This is a genomic window from Schaalia sp. HMT-172, assembly GCF_030644365.1.
GTDB lineage: Bacteria > Actinomycetota > Actinomycetes > Actinomycetales > Actinomycetaceae > Pauljensenia.
In genome coordinates, this window is the sequence record NZ_CP130058.1 from 1684124 (window position 1) to 1704860 (window position 20737).

General features: G+C 63.2%; 10 protein-coding genes, 3 rRNA genes and 1 pseudogene. 1 reads left to right on the top strand and 13 read right to left on the bottom strand.

The window, feature by feature from the left end:
• Nucleotides 1–529: 529 nt before the first annotated feature.
• The 12 genes and pseudogenes from QU663_RS07070 to gatC form a co-directional block, all read right to left on the bottom strand.
• Nucleotides 530–1858 carry an ISL3 family transposase gene (locus QU663_RS07070; protein ID WP_304990531.1) on the bottom strand — a complete coding sequence of 443 codons (1329 nt, stop codon included), beginning with the start codon at nt 1856–1858 and terminating at the stop codon, nt 530–532.
• 1294 nt (nt 1859–3152) lie between these two features.
• Nucleotides 3153–3308: a hypothetical protein gene (locus tag QU663_RS07075; RefSeq protein WP_021611577.1), complete on the bottom strand. Its 156-nt coding sequence runs from the start codon at nt 3306–3308 to the stop codon at nt 3153–3155.
• Nucleotides 3305–4600, bottom strand: coding sequence for a threonine/serine exporter ThrE family protein (locus tag QU663_RS07080; RefSeq protein WP_034480967.1), 1296 nt, complete (start codon nt 4598–4600; stop codon nt 3305–3307). The genes QU663_RS07075 and QU663_RS07080 overlap by 4 nt, the downstream gene beginning before the upstream one ends.
• 217 nt (nt 4601–4817) lie before the next feature.
• Nucleotides 4818–5693 (bottom strand): annotated as a pseudogene (locus tag QU663_RS07085) (IS3 family transposase); the annotation flags it as partial.
• A complete protein-coding gene (locus tag QU663_RS07090) occupies nt 5684–5995 on the bottom strand; it encodes a transposase (protein ID WP_304990532.1) in 312 nt (103 codons plus the stop codon). The pseudogene QU663_RS07085 and the gene QU663_RS07090, both read right to left, overlap by 10 nt.
• A gap of 350 nt (nt 5996–6345) precedes the next feature.
• Nucleotides 6346–6462 (bottom strand): 5S ribosomal RNA (gene rrf, locus QU663_RS07095).
• Nucleotides 6463–6589: 127 nt separating this feature from the next.
• A 23S ribosomal RNA gene (locus tag QU663_RS07100) occupies nt 6590–9712 on the bottom strand.
• 336 nt (nt 9713–10048) lie between these two features.
• Nucleotides 10049–11591, bottom strand: a 16S ribosomal RNA gene (locus tag QU663_RS07105).
• Together the 16S, 23S and 5S rRNA genes form the textbook arrangement of a ribosomal RNA operon.
• Before the next feature lie 417 nt (nt 11592–12008).
• Nucleotides 12009–13436: an NAD-dependent malic enzyme gene (locus tag QU663_RS07110; protein ID WP_021612182.1), complete on the bottom strand. Its 1428-nt coding sequence runs from the start codon at nt 13434–13436 to the stop codon at nt 12009–12011.
• A gap of 295 nt (nt 13437–13731) precedes the next feature.
• Nucleotides 13732–15228: an Asp-tRNA(Asn)/Glu-tRNA(Gln) amidotransferase subunit GatB gene (gene gatB / locus QU663_RS07115; protein WP_021612180.1), complete on the bottom strand. Its 1497-nt coding sequence runs from the start codon at nt 15226–15228 to the stop codon at nt 13732–13734.
• Nucleotides 15228–16733 carry an Asp-tRNA(Asn)/Glu-tRNA(Gln) amidotransferase subunit GatA gene (gene gatA / locus QU663_RS07120; RefSeq protein WP_021612179.1) on the bottom strand — a complete coding sequence of 502 codons (1506 nt, stop codon included), beginning with the start codon at nt 16731–16733 and terminating at the stop codon, nt 15228–15230. Before gatA ends, gatB begins: the two co-directional genes overlap by 1 nt.
• Entirely contained in the window at nt 16733–17029 is a 297-nt protein-coding gene (gene gatC, locus QU663_RS07125) for an Asp-tRNA(Asn)/Glu-tRNA(Gln) amidotransferase subunit GatC (RefSeq protein ID WP_009056911.1), read from the bottom strand. Before gatC ends, gatA begins: the two co-directional genes overlap by 1 nt.
• 18 nt (nt 17030–17047) lie before the next feature.
• On the opposite strand from gatC, the gene QU663_RS07130 reads away from it, so the two are divergent.
• Entirely contained in the window at nt 17048–18313 is a 1266-nt protein-coding gene (locus tag QU663_RS07130; protein ID WP_009056904.1) for a phosphatidylserine/phosphatidylglycerophosphate/cardiolipin synthase family protein, read from the top strand.
• Nucleotides 18314–18325: 12 nt separating this feature from the next.
• On the opposite strand, the gene ligA is transcribed toward QU663_RS07130, so the two are convergent.
• Nucleotides 18326–20659: an NAD-dependent DNA ligase LigA gene (gene ligA, locus QU663_RS07135; protein ID WP_021612178.1), complete on the bottom strand. Its 2334-nt coding sequence runs from the start codon at nt 20657–20659 to the stop codon at nt 18326–18328.
• Between the last annotated feature and the right edge of the window lie 78 nt (nt 20660–20737).

Consider the following 20737-nt stretch of genomic DNA (forward strand, 5'->3'; position numbering starts at 1 on the left):
GAATGCCCCCACGTGCCTGATGTGCGGGCGAACGCGTGGGCCCGATGAGATGCGCGTGGGCAGCCCCGCCCAGACACGGAATAGCGGGTTTACGGGCTCTTCGCATTGTGGGGTGTGGGGGTGGTCGAAGCGTCCCGGGGGTCGTGGACAGTGTCGTGGGACGACGACCGAACACAGGAGTTCACCTTGGGCGCCTCATCAACCAAAACTCGCATGCAATTCGGGTACCCGAACTTTCTGCAGCGCCCGAAAACGTTGCAATTCCAACGGTGCGATTTCAATGTTTGAAATACGTGTGGGGGAATTGCATGCAACATTTCTAAGGAACCACAACATGAGACGCCACAAAGGCACCACGAAGTGCCCCAAGCAGGAGACAACGCAAGCCCAGAAGACCCCCACAACCCCGACAGCCGCCACAACCGCCACAACCGCCACAAGCACGGGGGCACTGCACCCGATATGGGGCACTGCACCCGATATGGGGCACTGCACCCGATATGGGGCACTGCACCCGATATGGGGCTCTTCAGAGTTGAGTGTGGGTGGAGGCGTCTAGGCCTCCTGCGATGAGGAGCATTCGGAGTTGGTAGTTGGTGGGGTTGCGGTAGCCTCTGGCGGTGCGTCTGCCTAGTTCGATGATTCCGTTGATTGCTTCAGTCGGGCCGTTGCTGGCTCCGCCGGTATCGAAGTAGGCCAAGAAGGCATCCTTCCACGTGCGTAGGGTCCGACCCAGGCGAGCGATTTCGGGGATGGGACACCTTGGTAGGCGCTCAATAAGGCGTGTGGCCAGGTGTCGGCCTTGGGCGGGTGTGGCTTGGTGGAAGACCTCGCGGACTTGCTGGGTGAGCAGGTAGGCGACTTCAACACTGATATGCGCCTCATCTGCCACGAAGGCCTCACGGAGTCGTTCCTTTTGACGCTTCGTGAGCCGATCACGCGAGGCACGCAAAAGATTGCGGATCTGATAGAGGGGATCCCCCTTGCGTCCGCGGTGACCCAGGGTGTCTTGCTGGACGCGGCGGCGTACCTCATCGAGAGCGTCGCCAGCGAGCTTGACGATATGGAAGGCGTCCAGCACGCTGGTTGCGTCTTGGAGCTGGTCATCGATGGCGTTCTTATATCCCTGGAAGGGATCCAGCGTCGCGATTCGCACTCCCGTGCGGAAGTCTTCGCCGCGCTCGGCCAGCCAGTTCTTGTACACGGTGCCAGACCTTCCCGGGACCAGGTCCAACAAGCGGGCCGTGGGATGATCCTCCCCTCGCGTCAGGTCCACGATGCCGGTGAGCTCACGGGGGCCCCGTCGGCGTCGGTCCTGGTGATGCCATACGTGCTCGTCAACCCCCAATACCTGCACCCCTGCGAAGCGGGCGGGGTCCTCAGATGCGGCTTGCAGACGCGGCTTGATATGGGACCACACGGTGTTCCACGTGGTTCCTAACTGGCGGGCCAGGCCAGCGATAGTGGCTCCCTCGAAGCGCAACTGTCGGATCGCCCAGCGGATCGCCCGCACACCCAGACGCGCCCGAGGTGCGCACATCGAGTGGTTCTGCTCGCTAAAGGTCGCGATCTGGCAGGTGGTTTCGCGGCATATCCAGCGTCGCTTAAACCACCGGATCCGTACTGGAACCCCTGCCCAGGGCGCGTCGATCACCTCCACCACCACACGCCCGTGACCTTGAGCAATCACCCCACAACCCGGGCACCCCGCCAGCTGGTTGCACGACTCAACATCGAGCACCAGAGCATCTGGGGTGCGAGCCACGCTCATCAGATGGAAGCCCTCCAAACCGACGAGCAGATCACACCGATCACAACGATCAAGCGACACAGAGCAGCAGCAGGTAGGGTGAGACATTGTCGAGGTCCTTTGAAGATCGCGGGGGTTGAAGTCCGCTCATCATCAAGGACCTCGACCTCTACCCGCAACCCCCGACCAACACCCGGTCACCCACACTCAACTCGGAAGAGCCCGATATGGGGCACTGCACCCGATATGGGGCACTGCACCCGATATGGGGCACTGCACCCGTTATGTGGCGCTGCACCCGAACAGAAGAGGTGCGTTGCCTACGGATCGGGTGCAGTGCCCCAACATACAAGAACAAACGCGGAACTGGCACACCGAACCACTCACCGCCGCACCCCTCCATGCGCAGCTGGGCCCTACTGGTGGCAGGACGAGCACGCCGCCCACGCCACCACCTGCACCCCGGCCCACTCCGACACCTCCCACACCCTTACATGCGAAGAGCCGGTTAGCGCACGCACTAGCAGGTTCGCGTGCGAACAACACACCATGTCCGAGACAGTTTTGCCCACAACGCAGACCACCTCGCCCACGACACCCCATTGTCGGCGTTTGTCGCCGAGGTGGTCTGCACTTCGGGCGCCACACCACCCCGAACCGCGACCTCACCACCCCGAACCACGACCTCACCACCCCGAACCGCGACCTCACCGCCACCAAACGGGGGGAATTGCACCAATAGAGGCGCGACACGCCGCCGACACGCCGAAGCAAGGCTCCTAATGCTGCAAAACCCCCACCATGACCCCCGGCGTCACGCTCCCTCACTGGCGCCATGCTCCCTCACCAGTGCAGGGCAGCCCGGCGGGGCGCCGATAAACGCCTGTCGGGCGTCGCCAACGGGGCCTTGCTGCACAGGCGCGGGTAGGGCGGGCGCAGATAAACGCCAGAAAGGAGTCGCCGAAAGAACCGGGGCAGGGACACGGGTGGCCAGGTCCGCGACGACGCTTGCTGCCGATCAGGTGAAACACCCCATCGGTGATCATTCAACCCGTTCTGATCGGGCGCAATGCTCTCGATCAGGTTGAATCTCGCCTCACGGGTCGAATGCCCCCAAACGGGTTGAATACCCCGATGAGGTGCAATCCTCTCGATGGGGTTGATCCAGTCTGAGGCGCTGCGGCGCGGGCGTCCGAGCGCAGGCATCCTCCCTCGACGATGCCAGAGACCGAGCCGCGACCAAAACGTTGTGTCCAATGACCCGGCAGGCGCGCCGCATGGCGCCCGGTCACCATACGATGCCATAAGCGACGCCGGACACCTGGCAGCGCACAACCTGAACCCCCAACGACACGAGGCCGCGACCGGTTTCCCGGCCACGGCCTCGTCAATGAACGACCAATCAGCGTTGGATGAGCGCGACAAGAACCCGTGTAATCACCGCAGCCGCGCACACGATCGCAATGTTGCGGCCAACGGCGCAAATCTCATCGCGGCTGATCTCGTACTCGAACTCAAACGCCGGCGGATTCACGCCCGCCTCGATCTCGAACTTCATGCGTCCTCCTCTTCGAACTCCCACAGATTAGGAACCCGCTCCTGCTTCTCCATGAGCCAGTTCTTATCCGTGAGCATACGCGAGAGCGCCAGGCCCATACCAATGGCGACGATCGTAAACATCACGGTGAAAAGGGCTGCGAGAGCATCGTCGATCTGCTGATTATTCAGGTACGTGAGCGCTCGGTACAAGGGGACACCGGGAATCATGATGACGACGGCGGGCACGGACAGCGTCACGCGCGAGAAACGCGTCCTGCGCGCAACGAACACCGCGAGTAGACCGGCAGCAAGCGCTGCCAAGCCGACGGCAGCCGGAGCAGGCAAGCCCAGCTGCAGGTGCAGGGCGATTCGGGCAGTGTTGATCACGGCGCCGATGATGGCTGCGGTCGCGCACACGCGCTGCGGCGAATTAAAGAGCATCGCGAACCCGTATGCCGCAACGAAACTCGTCAGGAAGCGCAACAGGTAGTGCAGCCACGGCGTCAGCTCGACACCATACTCGGGAGTAACAGACCAACCGAACGCCGCGGAGATCGCCCAGACCGCGACGCCGGCGGACGCAACGAGCATCGCAACGTACACGAGGCGCCCGATGCCTCCCTCGAAGTCCTGTCGGACCAGGTCGATCAATCCTGTCACAAGCGGGAAGCCAGGCACCAGGAAGAGCAGTGCAGAAATAAAACCGGCCTGGTGGGTCGATTCGATGCCAAGGAACTGCTGAGCCGGAGCCACCAACAGGATATAGATCATCGCAGCAAGAGCACCGCATGCCATCCACACGCCGAAGTGGTTCATGTGGCGAACCAGCATCTGACGACGCAGCGCCTGCCCAAAGAACGAGGCCACCGCCACGGCGGAGCACTCGACCCATCCCCCACCGTTGAGGAAAGCGAACGCCGCACAGGCCAGACCCGATGCGAGCGCGTTAGAGAACCAGTCGTACAGGCCGGGCACCTTCGCGATCCTGTCGAGCTCGTCGGAAACGTCTTCAACGCGAACCGACTTACCGTTCAGCGACGCCACATAGTTGTTGATGCGGTCGATCTTGTCCGCGTTGACGCCCATGAGGCGCTGCTCCGCCAACTCCGTGCGGAAGGTCCCGTTCGCGTAGGCGGTCGTGATGATTTCCGTATACGTGACCTGTGCGCGATGCTCGGAGATACCGACGGCGCGCGCGACGTCCGCCATGGACTTTTTCACGCGATACGCACTCGCGCCGAAGGACAGCAACATCTGTCCGAGACGCAGGACTACCTGGGATTGATGGGCAAGACGGTCGTGCGCCGCCATGCGCTGGGCGAGGACCTCGTCGCGCCCCCCGTGGCGGTGCGACCCTCGCGGATGTGCAGAAGTGACCATGCCTCTAGCATCCCATGCCAAGAGGCAAAATGTGGGCGACATAAGTCCGTTGGTGTGTCGCACCATAACCAACGGCCGCAAGCATCCCCCACGCGCACGGTGGACGGTGGTTGCCGGTGGGGTTGTGCGCAAGTTGTTGACGGTTTGTTTATGCGGCTTTTGTCCAGGCCGCTTGGTGTAGTTCGTATTCGATGGGGGATTTGCCGCCCAGGCTGGTGTGGATGCGGCGGCGGTTGTAGAAGTCTTCGATCCAGGTGGCGACCCCGGTGTAGACCTGGTCGCGGGTGGTGAAGGTACGCCGGTAGTAGTACTCGGTTTTGAGGGTGGCCCAAAAGGATTCGGCCATGGCGTTATCCCAGCACACTCCGGCCCGCCCCATCGACACTCTTCCTTTCACGGCGCGCATGTAGGCTGCCAGCTTCTCGGAGGTGAACTGTGTTCCCCGATCAGCGTGGAGCACGACCCCAGTGGGGAAGCCGCCACGGGTGGTGGCGGCCATGTCGAGCGCGGTGATGACCAGGTCGGTGCTTTGCTGCTCACCCATGGCGTATCCCAGGACTCTACGCGAGTGCGCATCACGCACGGCGCACAGGTAGACCCAGCCTTGGGCGCACCGCAGGTAGGTCAAATCCGTGATCCACACCCGGTCCAGGGCGCCTTGGTCCCACTGGCGGGCGCAGTGGTCCTCATGGGCCACAGGTCCCCGTCCGCCGCGCCGGGCTGGGCGTGGGTGCGTGTTCAGGCCTGTCAGGCCCTGGCGGCGCATCGACGCGGCGACCGCACGCACCCCCACATCCACGCCCGCGCGCGCCAGAGCATGGCGGATGCGAGGAGCCCCATACGTGCCGCCCGACACCTCGTGTTCCCAGGCCACCGCCTCATCCAAACGCCGACGCGCCGATGCGCGCTTGCCCCGCTGGGGTGCACGGTTTTTCCAGGCGTAATAGCCTGCTCGCGTGACCCCTAGAACGTTGGCCATCAAGGTGATTGAGTAGGAAGCCTTCTGCGCGTCCATCAGTTCAAAGCGCTGGTGTTTTGGTGCCCAGACGCGAAGAAGGCGCTGGCTTTTCCCAAGAACTCGTTCTCCTTCTCCAGCTCGCGCACCCTCCGGCGCAAAGCAGTGATCTCAGCTTCCATCTCGCGTGGATCAGGACGACCCTCACGCACGGCTTGACGCCGCTCGCGCTCGAGTTTGACCCACCGGCCCACCACCGATTCACCCAGCCCTAAATCCCGGGCCACAGACGCGATCGAAGACCCCGTATCCAACACCAGAGACGCGACATCACGACGATACTCCGGCGTAAAACGACGACGAGTTCCCATAACAGGCACCTCACTCTCCGCAGGCACACACACCCGCTTAACGAAGTGTCAACAACACAAGCCTAACCCCACGGCTTGGACGCGCTAGGGGGGGTGAGGGGCGGGTCGAGTGGGGTGTAGATGGGTTCAACGAAGGGGTGCTGGGGTTGTGGCAAGTTGTTGACGCTTTGTTGATGCGGTCGCTTGTCCAGGCGGCTTGGTGTGGTTCGTATTCAAGGGGGATTTGCCGCTGAGGCTGGTGTGTTCGTTGGGTGGGGTTTTGGGTGTATGTCGGTCGTTAGGGGTGGTGGGGGTGTGAAACGAGAGGGACGGCACGCCGTGTGGCGTGCCGTCCCTCCCATTTGGTTGTGTTGTGGCGGTGTCCTACTCTCCCACAACCTGTCGGTTGCAGTACCATTGGCGCTGCCGGGCTTAGCTTCCAGGTTCGGAATGTTGCTGGGCGTTTCCCCGGTGCTATGACCACCACAAGACTGGTGTTCAACACTGTCCCCCCGGGCTGTGTGTTTGGGGGGTGTGGGTTGATCGTGATTTGTATAGTGGTTGCGGCAGTGTTGTTGTCCGTTGTTCTTGTTACCCGCACGTATTGTGTGGGTGTTTGTTTAGTGTTGGCCCATTAGTACCAGTCGGCTCACGAGCACCTCGCGGTGCTTCCACCTCTGGCCTATCAACCCGCTAGTCTAGCGGGGGCCTCTCACCCCACAGGGGGGCGCGGAAACCTCATCTTGAAGCAGGCTTCCCGCTTAGATGCTTTCAGCGGTTATCCCTTCCGAACGTAGCCAACCAGCCATGCACCTGGCGGTACAACTGGCACACCAGAGGTTCGTCCATCCCGGTCCTCTCGTACTAGGGACGGCCCTTCTCAAATTTCCTACGCGCACAGAGGATAGGGACCGAACTGTCTCACGACGTTCTGAACCCAGCTCGCGTACCGCTTTAATGGGCGAACAGCCCAACCCTTGGGACCAACTCCAGCCCCAGGATGCGACGAGCCGACATCGAGGTGCCAAACCATGCCGTCGATATGGACTCTTGGGCAAGATCAGCCTGTTATCCCCGGGGTACCTTTTATCCGTTGAGCGACCACGCACCCACGTGCCATGGCCGGATCACTAGTTCCTGCTTTCGCACCTGCTCGACCCGTCGGTCTCACAGTCAAGCTCCCTTGTACACTTGCACTCGCCACCTGATTACCAACCAGGCTGAGGGAACCTTTGAGCGCCTCCGTTACATTTTAGGAGGCAACCGCCCCAGTTAAACTACCCACCAGGCACTGTCCCCAACCCGGATCACGGGCCAAGGTTGAGGTGACCGCTTGAACCAGAATGGTATTTCAACGACGACTCCACCACCGCTGGCGCGGCAGCTTCACAGTCTCCCACCTATCCTACACAAGTCCAAGCGAACACCAATACCAAGCTATAGTAAAGGTCCCGGGGTCTTTCCGTCCTTCTGCGCGAAACGAGCATCTTTACTCGTACTGCAATTTCACCGAGTTCGCGGTTGAGACAGCGGAGAAGTCGTTACGCCATTCGTGCAGGTCGGAACTTACCCGACAAGGAATTTCGCTACCTTAGGATGGTTATAGTTACCACCGCCGTTTACTGGGGCTTAAATTCACCGCTTCACACCCCGGGGGGTGTTAACAGTTCCTCTTAACCTTCCAGCACCGGGCAGGCGTCAGTGCGTATACATCGCCTTACGGCTTCGCACGCACCTGTGTTTTTGATAAACAGTCGCTTCTCCCTATTCTCTGCGACCCCACAACCCCACCCACGCGCTTGGCGCGGGGAAGTCACGGGGTCCTCCTTATCCCGAAGTTACGGAGGAATTTTGCCGAGTTCCTTAACCACGATTCACTCGAACGCCTCGGTATACTCTACCTGACCACCTGAGTCGGTTTAGGGTACGGGCGCGTCATGCCCTCACGTCGAGGCTTTTCTCGGCAGCATAGGATCACCACAAGACAACACTATCGTGTCACCCTCATCAGTTCTCACCCTTCATGCCCCCCGGATTTACCTGAGGGACGGGCCACAACCTTAAATACGCACAACCATCGGCGCACTGCAGCTACCTGTCTGCGTCACCCCTGTTAACACGCTTGCCTACAATCACCGGGACCCCAAGACCCACACACACCAACAAACCCGAAGGTTACGTGGTGGTGTGAGCAAATTGGTTAGCACAATGACTTCAGCATGGACGGTCACAACGCGGTACCAGAATATCAACTGGTTGTCCATCGACTACGCCTGTCGGCCTCGCCTTAGGACCCGACTAACCCAGGGCGGATAAACCTAGCCCTGGAACCCTTAGTCAATCGGCGCTGCGGATTCTCACCGCAGATTCGTTACTCATGCCTGCATTCTCACTCCCACACAATCCACCAGAAGTCACCTCCAGGCTTCACCTCATGCAGGACGCTCCCCTACCCAACAACACACCAACAATCCAGTTCCTGGCGCCAGCACGCGTGTTGCTGCCACAGCTTCGGCGGTACGCTTGAGCCCCGCTACATTGTCGGCGCAGAACCACTTGACCAGTGAGCTATTACGCACTCTTTCAAGGATGGCTGCTTCTAAGCCAACCTCCTGGTTGTCACCGCGACTCCACATCCTTTCCCACTTAGCGCACGCTTAGGGGCCTTAGCTGATGATCTGGGCTGTTTCCCTCTCGACTACGAAGCTTATCCCCCGCAGTCTCACTGCCACGCTACACCTAATGGCATTCGGAGTTTGGCTGACGTCAGTAACCCACAGGGCCCATCGGCCATCCAGTAGCTCTACCTCCACCAGGGACCACGCAACGCTGCACCTAAATGCATTTCGGGGAGAACCAGCTATCACGGAGTTTGATTGGCCTTTCACCCCTACCCACAGTTCATCCCCCAGGTTTTCAACCCTGGTGGGTTCGGTCCTCCACACAGTCTTACCTCTGCTTCAACCTGACCATGGGTAGATCACCCCGCTTCGGGTCTAGAACACGCGACAAACGCCATCTTTCAGACTCGCTTTCGCTACGCATACCCCACACGGGTTAAGCACGCCACGTATCACTAACTCGCAGGCTCATTCTTCAAAAGGCACGCCATCACCCCACAAGGCTCTGACGGCTTACAGGCACACGGTTTCAGGTACTATTTCACTCCCCTCCCGGGGTACTTTTCACCATTCCCTCACGGTACTATGCACTATCGGTCATCAAGTAGTATTTAGGCTTACCAAGTGGTCTTGGCAGATTCACACGAGATTTCACGAGTCCCGCACTACTCGGGCACCACATCCACACCACACACCACCGGTCCACCTACACGACTATCACGCTCTACGGTCAGCCATCCCAGACTGTTCAACTCCCAACAACACGCGGTGCGACCCCCCGGCAGAAGGATCCAACATGGCCCCACAACACCAAACACGCAACGGCCGCCGCCTATCACACGCATCTGGTTTAGCCTCCTCCGCTTTCGCTCGCCACTACTCACGGAATATCTTCTCCTACGGGTACTGAGATGTTTCACTTCCCCGCGTTCCCCCCACCACCCTATACACGTTCAGATGATGGTAACCCAGCACAACCCAGGTTAGGTTCCCCCATTCGGACACCCTCGGATAATAACGCTCGCTCGCCAGCTCCCCGAGGCATATCGCAGGCCGCAACGTCCTTCATCAGCTCTTGATGCCAAGGCATCCACCGAATGCCCAACAAAACTAAACAAAACACAAAGAACAGTACAGAACAAATATGCTCGCAACCACTATACAAATCACAAACAACCCACCACACACAACCCACACCAACAACACACAGGCCACCGGCCGGCTGCGCAGGCAACCACCACCCACCAGGGCAGTAGACGCTCACACGGTGTTGAACGTGAACCCGACAGTGTGCTCATCTGCTATCAAACGCTTATGCCCAACCCAAAAACGCACCCACACCCACCACCCCACTACCGGGGCAGTAAACACATGCAGGCACAAGAAAACAACCAGAACACCCACCACAACGGGCAGACACACTAACTGTTCCCCACAAAACTGGGCTCCCTAGAAAGGAGGTGATCCAGCCGCACCTTCCGGTACGGCTACCTTGTTACGACTTCGTCCCAATCGCCAATCCCACCTTCGACCACTCCCCCCACCAACGTGGTTAGGCCATGGGCTTCGGGTGTTACCAACTTTCGTGACGTGACGGGCGGTGTGTACAAGGCCCGAGAACGTATTCACCGCAGCGTTGCTGATCTGCGATTACTAGCGACTCCACCTTCATGGGGTCGAGTTGCAGACCCCAATCCGAACTGAGACTGGCTTTAAGGGATTCGCTCCACCTCACGATTTCGCAACCCTCTGTACCAACCATTGTAGCATGCGTGAAGCCCAAGACATAAGGGGCATGATGATTTGACGTCATCCCCACCTTCCTCCGAGTTAACCCCGGCAGTCCCCCACGAGTCCCCACCATCACGTGCTGGCAACATAGGGCAAGGGTTGCGCTCGTTGCGGGACTTAACCCAACATCTCACGACACGAGCTGACGACAACCATGCACCACCTGCACACGACCAACTAAATGCCACCACATCTCTGCAGTGCCGCCGTGCATGTCAAGCCTTGGTAAGGTTCTTCGCGTTGCATCGAATTAATCCGCATGCTCCGCCGCTTGTGCGGGCCCCCGTCAATTCCTTTGAGTTTTAGCCTTGCGGCCGTACTCCCCAGGCGGGGCACTTAAAGCGTTAGCTACGGCGCAGAAACCACGGGTGGCCCCCACACCTAGTGCCCAACGTTTACAGCGTGGACTACCAGGGTATCTAATCCTGTTCGCTCCCCACGCTTTCGCTCCTCAGCGTCAGTAACGGCCCAGAGACCCGCCTTCGCCACCGGTGTTCTTCCTGATATCTGCGCATTCCACCGCTACACCAGGAGTTCCAGTCTCCCCTACCGCACTCAAGTCAGCCCGTACCCACCGCACGCCCCCAGTTAAGCCAGAGGATTTCACGGCAGACGCGACCAACCGCCTACAAGCCCTTTACGCCCAATAATTCCGGACAACGCTCGCGCCCTACGTATTACCGCGGCTGCTGGCACGTAGTTAGCCGGCGCTTCTTTACCCACTACCCTCACCACAACCCAAGTTGCGGCTTGACCATGAGCGAAAGAGGTTTACAACCCGAAGGCCTCCATCCCTCACGCGGCGTCGCTGCATCAGGCTTTCGCCCATTGTGCAATATTCCCCACTGCTGCCTCCCGTAGGAGTCTGGGCCGTATCTCAGTCCCAATGTGACCGGTCACCCTCTCAGGCCGGCTACCCGTCAAAGCCTTGGTAGGCCATCACCCCACCAACAAGCTGATAGGCCGCGAGCCCATCCCCCACCAGAAAAAACCTTTCCACCAACCCCCATGCGAAGGCCAGTGAATATCCAGTATTAGCACCCGTTTCCGGGCGTTATCCCAAAGAAGGGGGCAGGTTACTCACGTGTTACTCACCCGTTCGCCACTCATCCAACCCAACAAAAGCCAGGTCTTCAGCGTTCGACTTGCATGTGTTAAGCACGCCGCCAGCGTTCGTCCTGAGCCAGGATCAAACTCTCCGAACAAAAACAAAAACGTTAAAGCCCAGAAAAACCAACCAAACACAAAGCCCGGCCAGCAATCCCAACCAAAAACACTCAAAAACAAAAAACAGGCATAAACAAAACAAACAAACACACTATCGAGTTCACAAACAACACCCACACACCCAAACAACCAGGCCAAAACCCAGCCACCCGAGCAGTGAACCACCACCACAAACTCACTCACAAGCTCGCGGCGACAGGTGAATAATCTACTCACCCCCCACACAAAAGTCAACCCAAAACAACGTGACCCCCAACACACAACCCACAAACCCACCAAACACAACGAAAACTCTCCATCAATTCAACTTTCTTGCCCCGGCCTCGGGATAAAACGAGCGGGTCCAACCGCGCCTCACCAGCGCGATTGGACCCGCAAACGATCCAAAATGACTCTCAGTTCACATCCATGTCGGGCTGAACCGGGATATCCACGGTCGGAAGGTCGCGCACGGCGCGACGCACGGCCTTGGACACGGCGGGGGCAACCCGCTTATCGAAGGCGCCGGGGATGATGTAGGACGGGCTCAGCTCGTCCTCGGAGATGACGGACGCGATAGCCACAGCGGCAACGCGCAGAACCTCGGTCGTGATCTCCTTGACCTTGGCGTCCAGAAGGCCGCGGAAGAGACCCGGGAAGGCCAACACGTTGTTGATCTGGTTCGGGTAGTCGCTTCGTCCGGTGGCGACAACGGCCGCATACTTGCCGGCGCCGATCGGGTCAACCTCGGGCGTGGGGTTCGCCAGGGCGAAGACGATGGCGTTCTCGGCCATGGTCTCAATGTCAGAGGGCTCAAGGATGTTGCCGGACGAGACACCGATGAAGACGTCGGCACCCTTGAGGACTTCCTTGAGGGAACCGTGGACGTGGCGCGGGTTGGTCGCCTCAGCGAGGGCCTTCCGGGAGGGGTGCATGCCTTCGGTGGCGTCGCCGGACAGCGCGCCGTCACGGCCACAGCCGATGATGTCGCGGGCGCCTTGGGCGAGCAGCAGGCGGATGATCGCGTTGCCGGCAGCGCCGACGCCGGAGACGACGATGCGCACGTCTTCGATCTTCTTGTTCACGATCTTCAGCGCGTTGATGAGCGCGGAGAGGACGACGATGGCGGTGCCGTGCTGGTCGTCGTGGAAGACGGGGATGTCGAGCTCGGAGCGCAGGCGCTCTTCGATTTCGAAGCAGCGGGGCGCGGAGATGTCCTCGAGGTTGATGCCGCCGTAGGCGGGGGCGATGGCCTTGACGATCGAGATGATCTCTTCGGTGTCCTTGGTGTCCAGGACGACGGGCCATGCGTCGACGCCGCCGAATTCCTTGAACAGGACGGCCTTGCCCTCCATGACGGGCAGGGCGGCCTCGGGACCGATGTCGCCCAGGCCCAGGACGGCGGTGCCGTCGGAGACGACGGCGACCGTGTTGGCCTTCATGGTCAGCAGGTGCGCCTTCTGGGGCATGTCGTGGATGGCGGTACACACGCGGGCCACGCCGGGAGTGTAGGCGCGCGAGAGGTCGTCACGGTTGCGCAGCGGCACCTTGGAGTGGATCTCCACCTTGCCGCCGATGTGGCTCATGAAGGTCTGGTCGGAGACCGAGTCGGCGACCACGCCGGGCAGCGCGTTGATCGCGTCGCGCACCTCGCGGCGGTGTTCGGAGTCGCGCATGTCGCAGGTGAGGTCGATGATGATGCGCCCGCGGTCAGAGTCGGCCACGTCCAGACCCTTAATCTCCGCTCCGGTTGCGGAGACTACGTCGACGATGGACGCGATCGAGGTGGTCTTCTCGTCCACCTCGATACGGTAGGAGGCGGTGTACGACGGCGAAGTGCGCATGTCTATCCTTTCGTTGGGCGCTCGGCCAGGCGGCCTGGCTGTCCTCTGCCGTTCATCCTAAGGACAGTTGGTGGTGCTTCGGTAGGGGAAGGCCACAACGTGGACATGTGCGCGCGGTGAGGGACGAGGCCGGGGCACGCTCTCGGCAACGCGTGCGGAGGCGCGAACGCGCGGTGAGGGACGAGGCCGGGGCACGCTCTCGGGGACGCGCGCGGGGGCGCGAACGCACGGTCAGGGTACGACGAGGGGCCGGGATCGCATGCGATCCCGGCCCCCCAACGGGAGTGCGGATGCCTCAGGCGCCGACCATCTCCATGATGAGCTCACGCACGCGGGCGGCGTCTGCCTGCCCGCGGGTGGCCTTCATGACGGCGCCGACGAGGGCGCCGGCCGCCTGGACCTTGCCGCCCTTGATCTTGGCGACGATGTCGGGATTGGCGTCCAGGGCCTCCTGGACGGCCGCCGTCAGGGCGCCGTCGTCGGAGACGACCTCGAGGCCTCGGGCTTCGACGACCTGCGTCGGGTCGCCTTCGCCCGCGAGGACGCCCTCGAGGGCCTGACGCGCCAGCTTGTCGTTAATGCGGCCCGCGTCGATGAGACCCTGGAGCTCAGCGACCTGAGCGGGGCTGACCCCGGCCTCGTCGAGGGACACCTCGCGTTCCTTGGCGCGGCGCGAGATCTCACCCATCCACCACTTGCGGGCGGAGGCGGGATCGCAGCCCGCGGCAACCGTGGCCTCGATGAGCTCGAGGGCACCAGCGTTGATGACGTCGCGCATCTCCATGTCCGCGTACCCCCACTCGGAGCGCAGGCGGCGGCGCTTGGCGACGGGCAGCTCGGGCAGCGAGGCGCGCAACTCCTCCACCCACGCCCGATCCGGGCGGATCGGCACCAGGTCGGGCTCGGGGAAGTAGCGGTAGTCCTCGGAATCCGACTTCTCGCGGCCGGACGACGTCGAGCCGTCCTCCTCGTGGTAGTGGCGGGTCTCCTGCAGGATCGTGCCGCCCTCGGACAGGATCTGGGCCTGGCGCTGCATCTCGTAGCGCACGGCCGAGGCGATGCCGCGGAAGGAGTTCACGTTCTTCGTCTCGGTACGAGTGCCCAGCGGGGACTCCGGCGTCGGGCGCAGCGACACGTTGATGTCGGCGCGCACGTTGCCGCGCTCCATGCGGGCCTCGGACACGTCGAGGGCACGGAAGATGTCGCGCAGGGCCTGCACGTAGGCGGCGGCCACCTCGGGGGCGCGCTCGCCGGCGCCACGAATCGGACGGGTCACGATCTCCACGAGCGGCACGCCCGCACGGTTGTAGTCCACGAGCGAGTGGTCCGCGCCCTGGATGCGGCCGTCAGCGCCACCAATGTGCGTGTTCTTGCCCGCGTCCTCCTCCATGTGCGCGCGCTCAATCTCCACGCGGAACATGGTGCCGTCCTCGAGCTCGACGTCCACGTAGCCGTCGTGCGCGATCGGCTCGTCGGACTGGGAGGTCTGGAAGGCCTTCGTCAGGTCCGGGTAGAAGTAGTTCTTACGCGCGAAACGGCAGTACTGCGCGATCTCGCAGTTCAGGGCCAGGCCGATCTTGATGGCGTACTCGACGGCCTTGTGGTTGACGACCGGCAGGGAGCCGGGCAGGCCCAGCGACACGGGGGTCACGTAGGTGTTCGGGTCACCACCAAAGGCGTTGGGGGCGGCGTCGAACATCTTGGTCTTCGTGCCCAGCTCGACGTGCACCTCAATGCCGAGAACCGGGTCGAAGCGGCGGGCCGCCTCGTCGTAATCCATGAGCTCAGTCATCACTTTTCCTCCCAGTTAGCTGCGGGGCACTGACCCGCGACGTCGTCGCTGAGGGCTTCCACGAGGGAAGCCACCTTGTACATGACCAGGTCGCCGCGCGCGGGGGCCAGCACCTGGAAGCCGATGGGCAGGCCCTGCGAGGACACCGCGTTGGGCACGTTCACGCCGGGGATGCCCGCCAGGTTCGCGGGGATCGTGGCGACGTCGTAGAGGTACATGGCCAGCGGGTCGGAGGTCTTCTCGCCGAACTTGAAGGCCGTCTCGGGGGCCGTGGGCGACACGAGGACGTCGACCTGCTCGAACACCGCGTCGAAGTCGCGCTGGATGAGCGTGCGCACCTTCTGGGCGCTGCCGTAGTAGGCGTCGTAGTAGCCGGCCGAGAGGACGTGCGTGCCCAGGATGATGCGGCGCTTGACCTCGTCGCCGAAGCCGGCCTCACGGGTGGCGGCCATGACGCGCTCGGCAGTCACGGGGCCCTCGGTGGGCTCGACGCGGATGCCGTAGCGCATGCCGTCGAAGCGGGCCAGGTTCGAGGAGACCTCAGCGGGCATGATCAGGTAGTAGGCGCCCAGCGAGTACTCCAGGTGCGGGCAGGAGACCTCGACGATCTCGGCGCCTGCCTCGCGCAGCTTCTCGACGGTGGCGTTGAAGGCGTCGATGACGTCCTGCTGGTAGCCCTCGCCGCTCAGCTCCTTGACGACGCCGACCTTCAGGCCCTTCATGGAGCCTTCCGCGGCGACGGACTCGACGGCCTGCGTGAGCGCGGGAACCGGCTCGTTCAGGGAGGTCGAATCGTGGGGGTCGTAGCCGCCGATCAGCTCGGTCAGGGCGGCCGCGTCGGCAACCGTGCGGGTGACGGGGCCGATCTGGTCCAGGGACGAGGCCATGGCCACCAGGCCGTAACGTGACACCGCGCCGTAGGTGGGCTTGGCGCCGACCGTGCCGGTCACGAACGCGGGCTGGCGGATCGAGCCGCCCGTATCGGAACCGAGGGCCAGGGGCACCATGTAGGCCGCGACAGCGGCGGCGGAGCCGCCGCCAGAGCCGCCGGGGATACGCTCGGTGTCCCACGGATTCTTGGTCGCGCCGAAGGCGGAGTGCTCGGTGGAGGAGCCCATGGCGAACTCATCCATGTTGGTCTTGCCGACGATGGGCAGGCCGGCTTCCTTGATCTTGGCGGTGACGGTCGCGTCGTAGGGAGGCTCCCAGTCGCCCAGGATCTTCGAGGCGCAGGTGGTGCGCAGTCCCCGCGTCACCACGTTGTCCTTGACGGCGATCGGCACGCCCGCCAGGCGATGCAGGGTTTCCCCCGCCGCGCGGCGCGCGTCCACGTCGGCGGCGGTCGCCAGGGCGCCCTCGCGGTCGACGGTGATGAATGCGTTGACGCGGTCGTCGATCGCGTCGATGCGGTCCAGGCACGCCTGAGTCAGCTCGACGGAGGTGATCTGGCCGGCGGCCAGCATGTCCGCCAGCTCGAGGGCGCTCTTCTTCAGCAGCTCGTTCATCAGTCCTCCCCTAGGATCTGCGGAACCAGGAACATGCCGTCCTGGGCGGCGGGCGCCTGGGCGAGCACCTCGTCGCGGTCCACGGTCTGCCCCACCACGTCCTCGCGCCACACGTTGGTGAGCGGAATCGGGTGGGACGTGGCGGGAACCTCGGGGGTGGCGACCTCGGACACCTTGGAGACGGCGTCGGCGATCGCGTCGAGCTCACCCGCGAAGCGCGTGATTTCCTCGTCGGTCAATGCGATGTGGGCCAGGCCCGCAACGCGGGCGACCTCGTCAGTACTAATGCGTGACATGTGTGGCATCCTACCCGTATGGCCTTTTCACAGCGACGCCAACTCACCAGGCAGACGTGGTCGATCGTCAAAAAAGCGGGAATCGCTCTGCTCGCCGCCCAAGCGGCCGCAGTCGTGACCGTGCATGCGATCGACCGCATGCGCACCGCCCGTATCCCCGGTGGCGTGCACGGTTTCCCCACCCTGCCTCCCGCCGACACGCAGATCGGCGACACGGTGGCGCGCACGTACACGGAGGGAACCTCCCTGTACGCGGACATGCTGGAGGCCATCGAAGGGGCAACGCATCACATTTATTTCGAGACTTTCATTTGGCGCTCGGACCGCTGGGGCCAGCGCTTCAAGGACGCGCTGATCGCCGCCGCGCAGCGCGGCGTCGAGGTGTTCTGCGTGTGGGACGGCTTCGGTGTCCTCAACCAGGATCCGCGCTTCTACAAGTTCCCCACGCTACCGAATCTGCACGTGCGCAAGTTCCCGACGCTGCGCTCGGGCTTCTTCACCCTGAACATTCGCCGCACGGGCCAGGATCACCGCAAGATTCTCGTGGTCGACGGCGAGGTCGGCTTCGTGGGCGGCTACAACATCGGCGATCCGTTCGCGAACGAGTGGCGCGACACCCACGTGCGCATCACGGGCGAGGCCGTGTGGGAGCTGGAAAACGGCTTCGTCGACTTCTGGAATCACTTCCGCCCCGCAACCTGTCCGGAGCTGCCCGATCAGGGGGCGCGCGCGTGGAGCGCGGACGTGACCGCGCAGTTCAACCTGCCACACAACCTGCTGTACCCGATCCGCGGCATGTACATCGACGCGATCGAGCGCGCGACGAACCGCGTGCTCATCACGACGGCGTATTTCATTCCCGACCGCGAGGTCCTCGGCTCTCTGATCGCCGCCGCCCGCCGCGGCGTGCGCGTCCAGGTGCTGATTCCCGAGTATTCCAACCACATCCTGGCGGACTGGGTGGCGCGCCCCTACTACGGCGAGCTGCTGCGCGAGGGCGTGGAAATCTGGCTGTACCGTCACGCGATGGTGCACTCGAAGACGATGACGGTGGACGGGCGTTGGTCGACGATCGGCACGGCGAACATCGACCGCCTGTCGATGCGAGGCAACTACGAGGTCTGCCTGCAGTTCTTCTCGCGCCCGCTGGCCGCGCGCATGGAGGAGATTTTCGCGAACGACCTGACGACGGCCCGCCGCCTGACGATCGACGAGTGGGAGAAGCGCTCGACTCTCACCCGCGTCGGCGAAGTGCTGCTGGGCCCCTTGGAACCCCTCGTCTGAGCCCCGGCCTCGTTACAGGCCGACGGCCGCCAGGCCCCCCTCGAGGAGGTCGGCAAACTGCGCTTCCGTGATGACGGGGACGCCCAGGGCCTCGGCCTTGGCGGCCTTCGATCCCGCGCCCGGACCGGCGACCACGAGCGAGGTCTTCTTCGAGACCGAGCCCGCCGCCTTGCCGCCGCGCGACGTAATCGCTTCCTTGGCGCCCTCGCGGTCGTATCCGGGCATCGCGCCCGACACCACGATGGTGAGGCCCGCGAGCACGTCCGAGGCCGGCTCGGGCGCCTCGTCGGCCATGCGCACGCCCGCGCGCGCCCACGCCTCGAGCACTTCCAGGTGCCAATCGACGGTAAACCAGTCGCGCAGGGAGCGGCCGATTTCCTCGCCCACACCCTCGACCGCGGACAGTTCCTCGACCGATGCGGCGCGCAGGGCATCCATCGAGCGGAAGGTGTCCGCGAGCGCTCGTGCCGCCGTGGGGCCGACATGGCGGATGGACAGGGCGACGAGGACGCGCGCGACGGGCTGGCTCTTGGCCTTGTCCAGCTCGGCGAGCATCTTCTCGGTGCCCTTGGAGGCGCTGGGCTCGATGGGCTCGAAAACGGTCTGGCCGCGCAGCTTGCGGGGCTTGTAGGCCTTCGTCCAGAAGTAGCGGACCTGCTTCCAATCCCCGGTTTCCTCGCCCTTCTTCTTGACGGGTTTCCACACCATGACGTCGCGCAGATCCTGCGCGCGCAGGTCAAAGAGCGCGGCCTCGGTGCGCAGGGCGGGGGCCTGCGGGGCTGGCAGGAGCTCCTCGGCGCGGGTGATCTGCTCCCCGTGAGGCAGCTCGCGGCCGCCCTCAAGGGTGAGGACGGTTCCGTCCTCCAGGGTGACGCTGTGTCCGGCAACCAGGGCGGCTGCCACCTCGTCGCGGTCGTTTTCGGGCTGAGTCATGGCGAGCGCGGATTCGTCGCCGAGGCCCTCCACGTCCAGGGCGCTGCGCGCGCCCACGTGGGCGAGGCGCTCGGTGATCTGCGCGGGGCACGCGCCCTTGTTGGGGCATCGCAGGTCGACGTCGCCTTCCTTCTCCTGGACGAGGGGGGTCCCGCAGGAGGGGCACTGCTCGGGCATGACGAAGGGGCGCTCGGAGCCGTTGCGCGCGTCCTCGACGGGGGCGACGATCTCGGGGATCACGTCGCCAGCCTTGCGCAGGACGACGAGGTCGCCGATGAGGACTCCCTTGCGGGCGACCTCCTGGGCGTTGTGCAGGGTTGCGCGCGAGACGTTCGATCCGGCGACCAACACGGTGTCCATGACACCGTAGGGGGTCACGCGGCCGGTGCGGCCCACCTGGACGCGGATGTCGAGCAGGCGCGTGTGAACCTCCTCGGGCGGGAATTTGTAGGCGGCCGCCCAACGCGGGGTGCGCGAGGTCGAGCCGAGCGAACGCTGCAGGTCCAGGTCGTTGATCTTGACGACGACGCCGTCGATCTCGTGGACGAGGCCGTGGCGGTCCGCGCCAATCTCCGCGATGCGGTCCTCGATGGCCTTGCGGCCCGTCAGCAGGCGCGTGTAGGGCGAGACGGGCAGGCCCCACTCGCGCAGCTGCTCGTACCAGCCCATCTGGGTGGTCGGCTCCGTGAACTCATCCCCGGTCTCGACGAAGCCGATGCCGTGTGCGACCATCGCGAGGGGTCGTTTGGCGGTCTCGGCCGGGTCCTTTTGGCGCAGGGAGCCGGCGGCGGCGTTGCGCGCGTTGACGAAGGACTTTTCGCCGGCCTCGACCCGGGCCTCGTTGAAGGCGGCGAAGTCGGCGACCGGGAAGTAGACCTCGCCGCGCACCTCAATGCGCGCGGGGACGGTGCCGGTGAGGGTCTGCGGGATCGACGCGATCGTGCGGGCGTTGGCGGTGACGTCCTCGCCGACGTAGCCGTCGCCTCGGGTCGCGGCGCGCACAAGGCGGCCGTTCTCGTAGAGAAGGTTGATGGACAGGCCATCGACCTTCACCTCGGTCGTCATCTCGAGGTCGGCGATGCCGGTGGCCTCGGCCATGCGGTTCTCCCACCCGGCAAGCTCCTCGAGGGAGAACACGTCGTCAAGGGACATCATCTGAGCGAGGTGGCGCACCTCGGTAAAACCGGTGTCGACGCCGCCGCCCACGCTCATCGTGGGCGAATCCGCTCCGCGCAGCTGCGGATATCTCTCCTCGATCTCCTCAACCTCGCGATACATGCGGTCGTAGTCCGCGTCCGAGAGGGTCGGCGAATCGCGGTCGTAGTAGGCGGCGCGTGCCTCCTCGATGCGCGTAACGAGGTCGTTGTAACGGTCGCGTGTCGTCTCGAACATGGAGTCAGCCATGGGGTCCATTCTTGCATTTCGTGGCGCAAGCGCGCGGGGCGCGGGGCGCTTGGGCGGCGGAGGTGGCCATAGCCACACAGCCCCGCA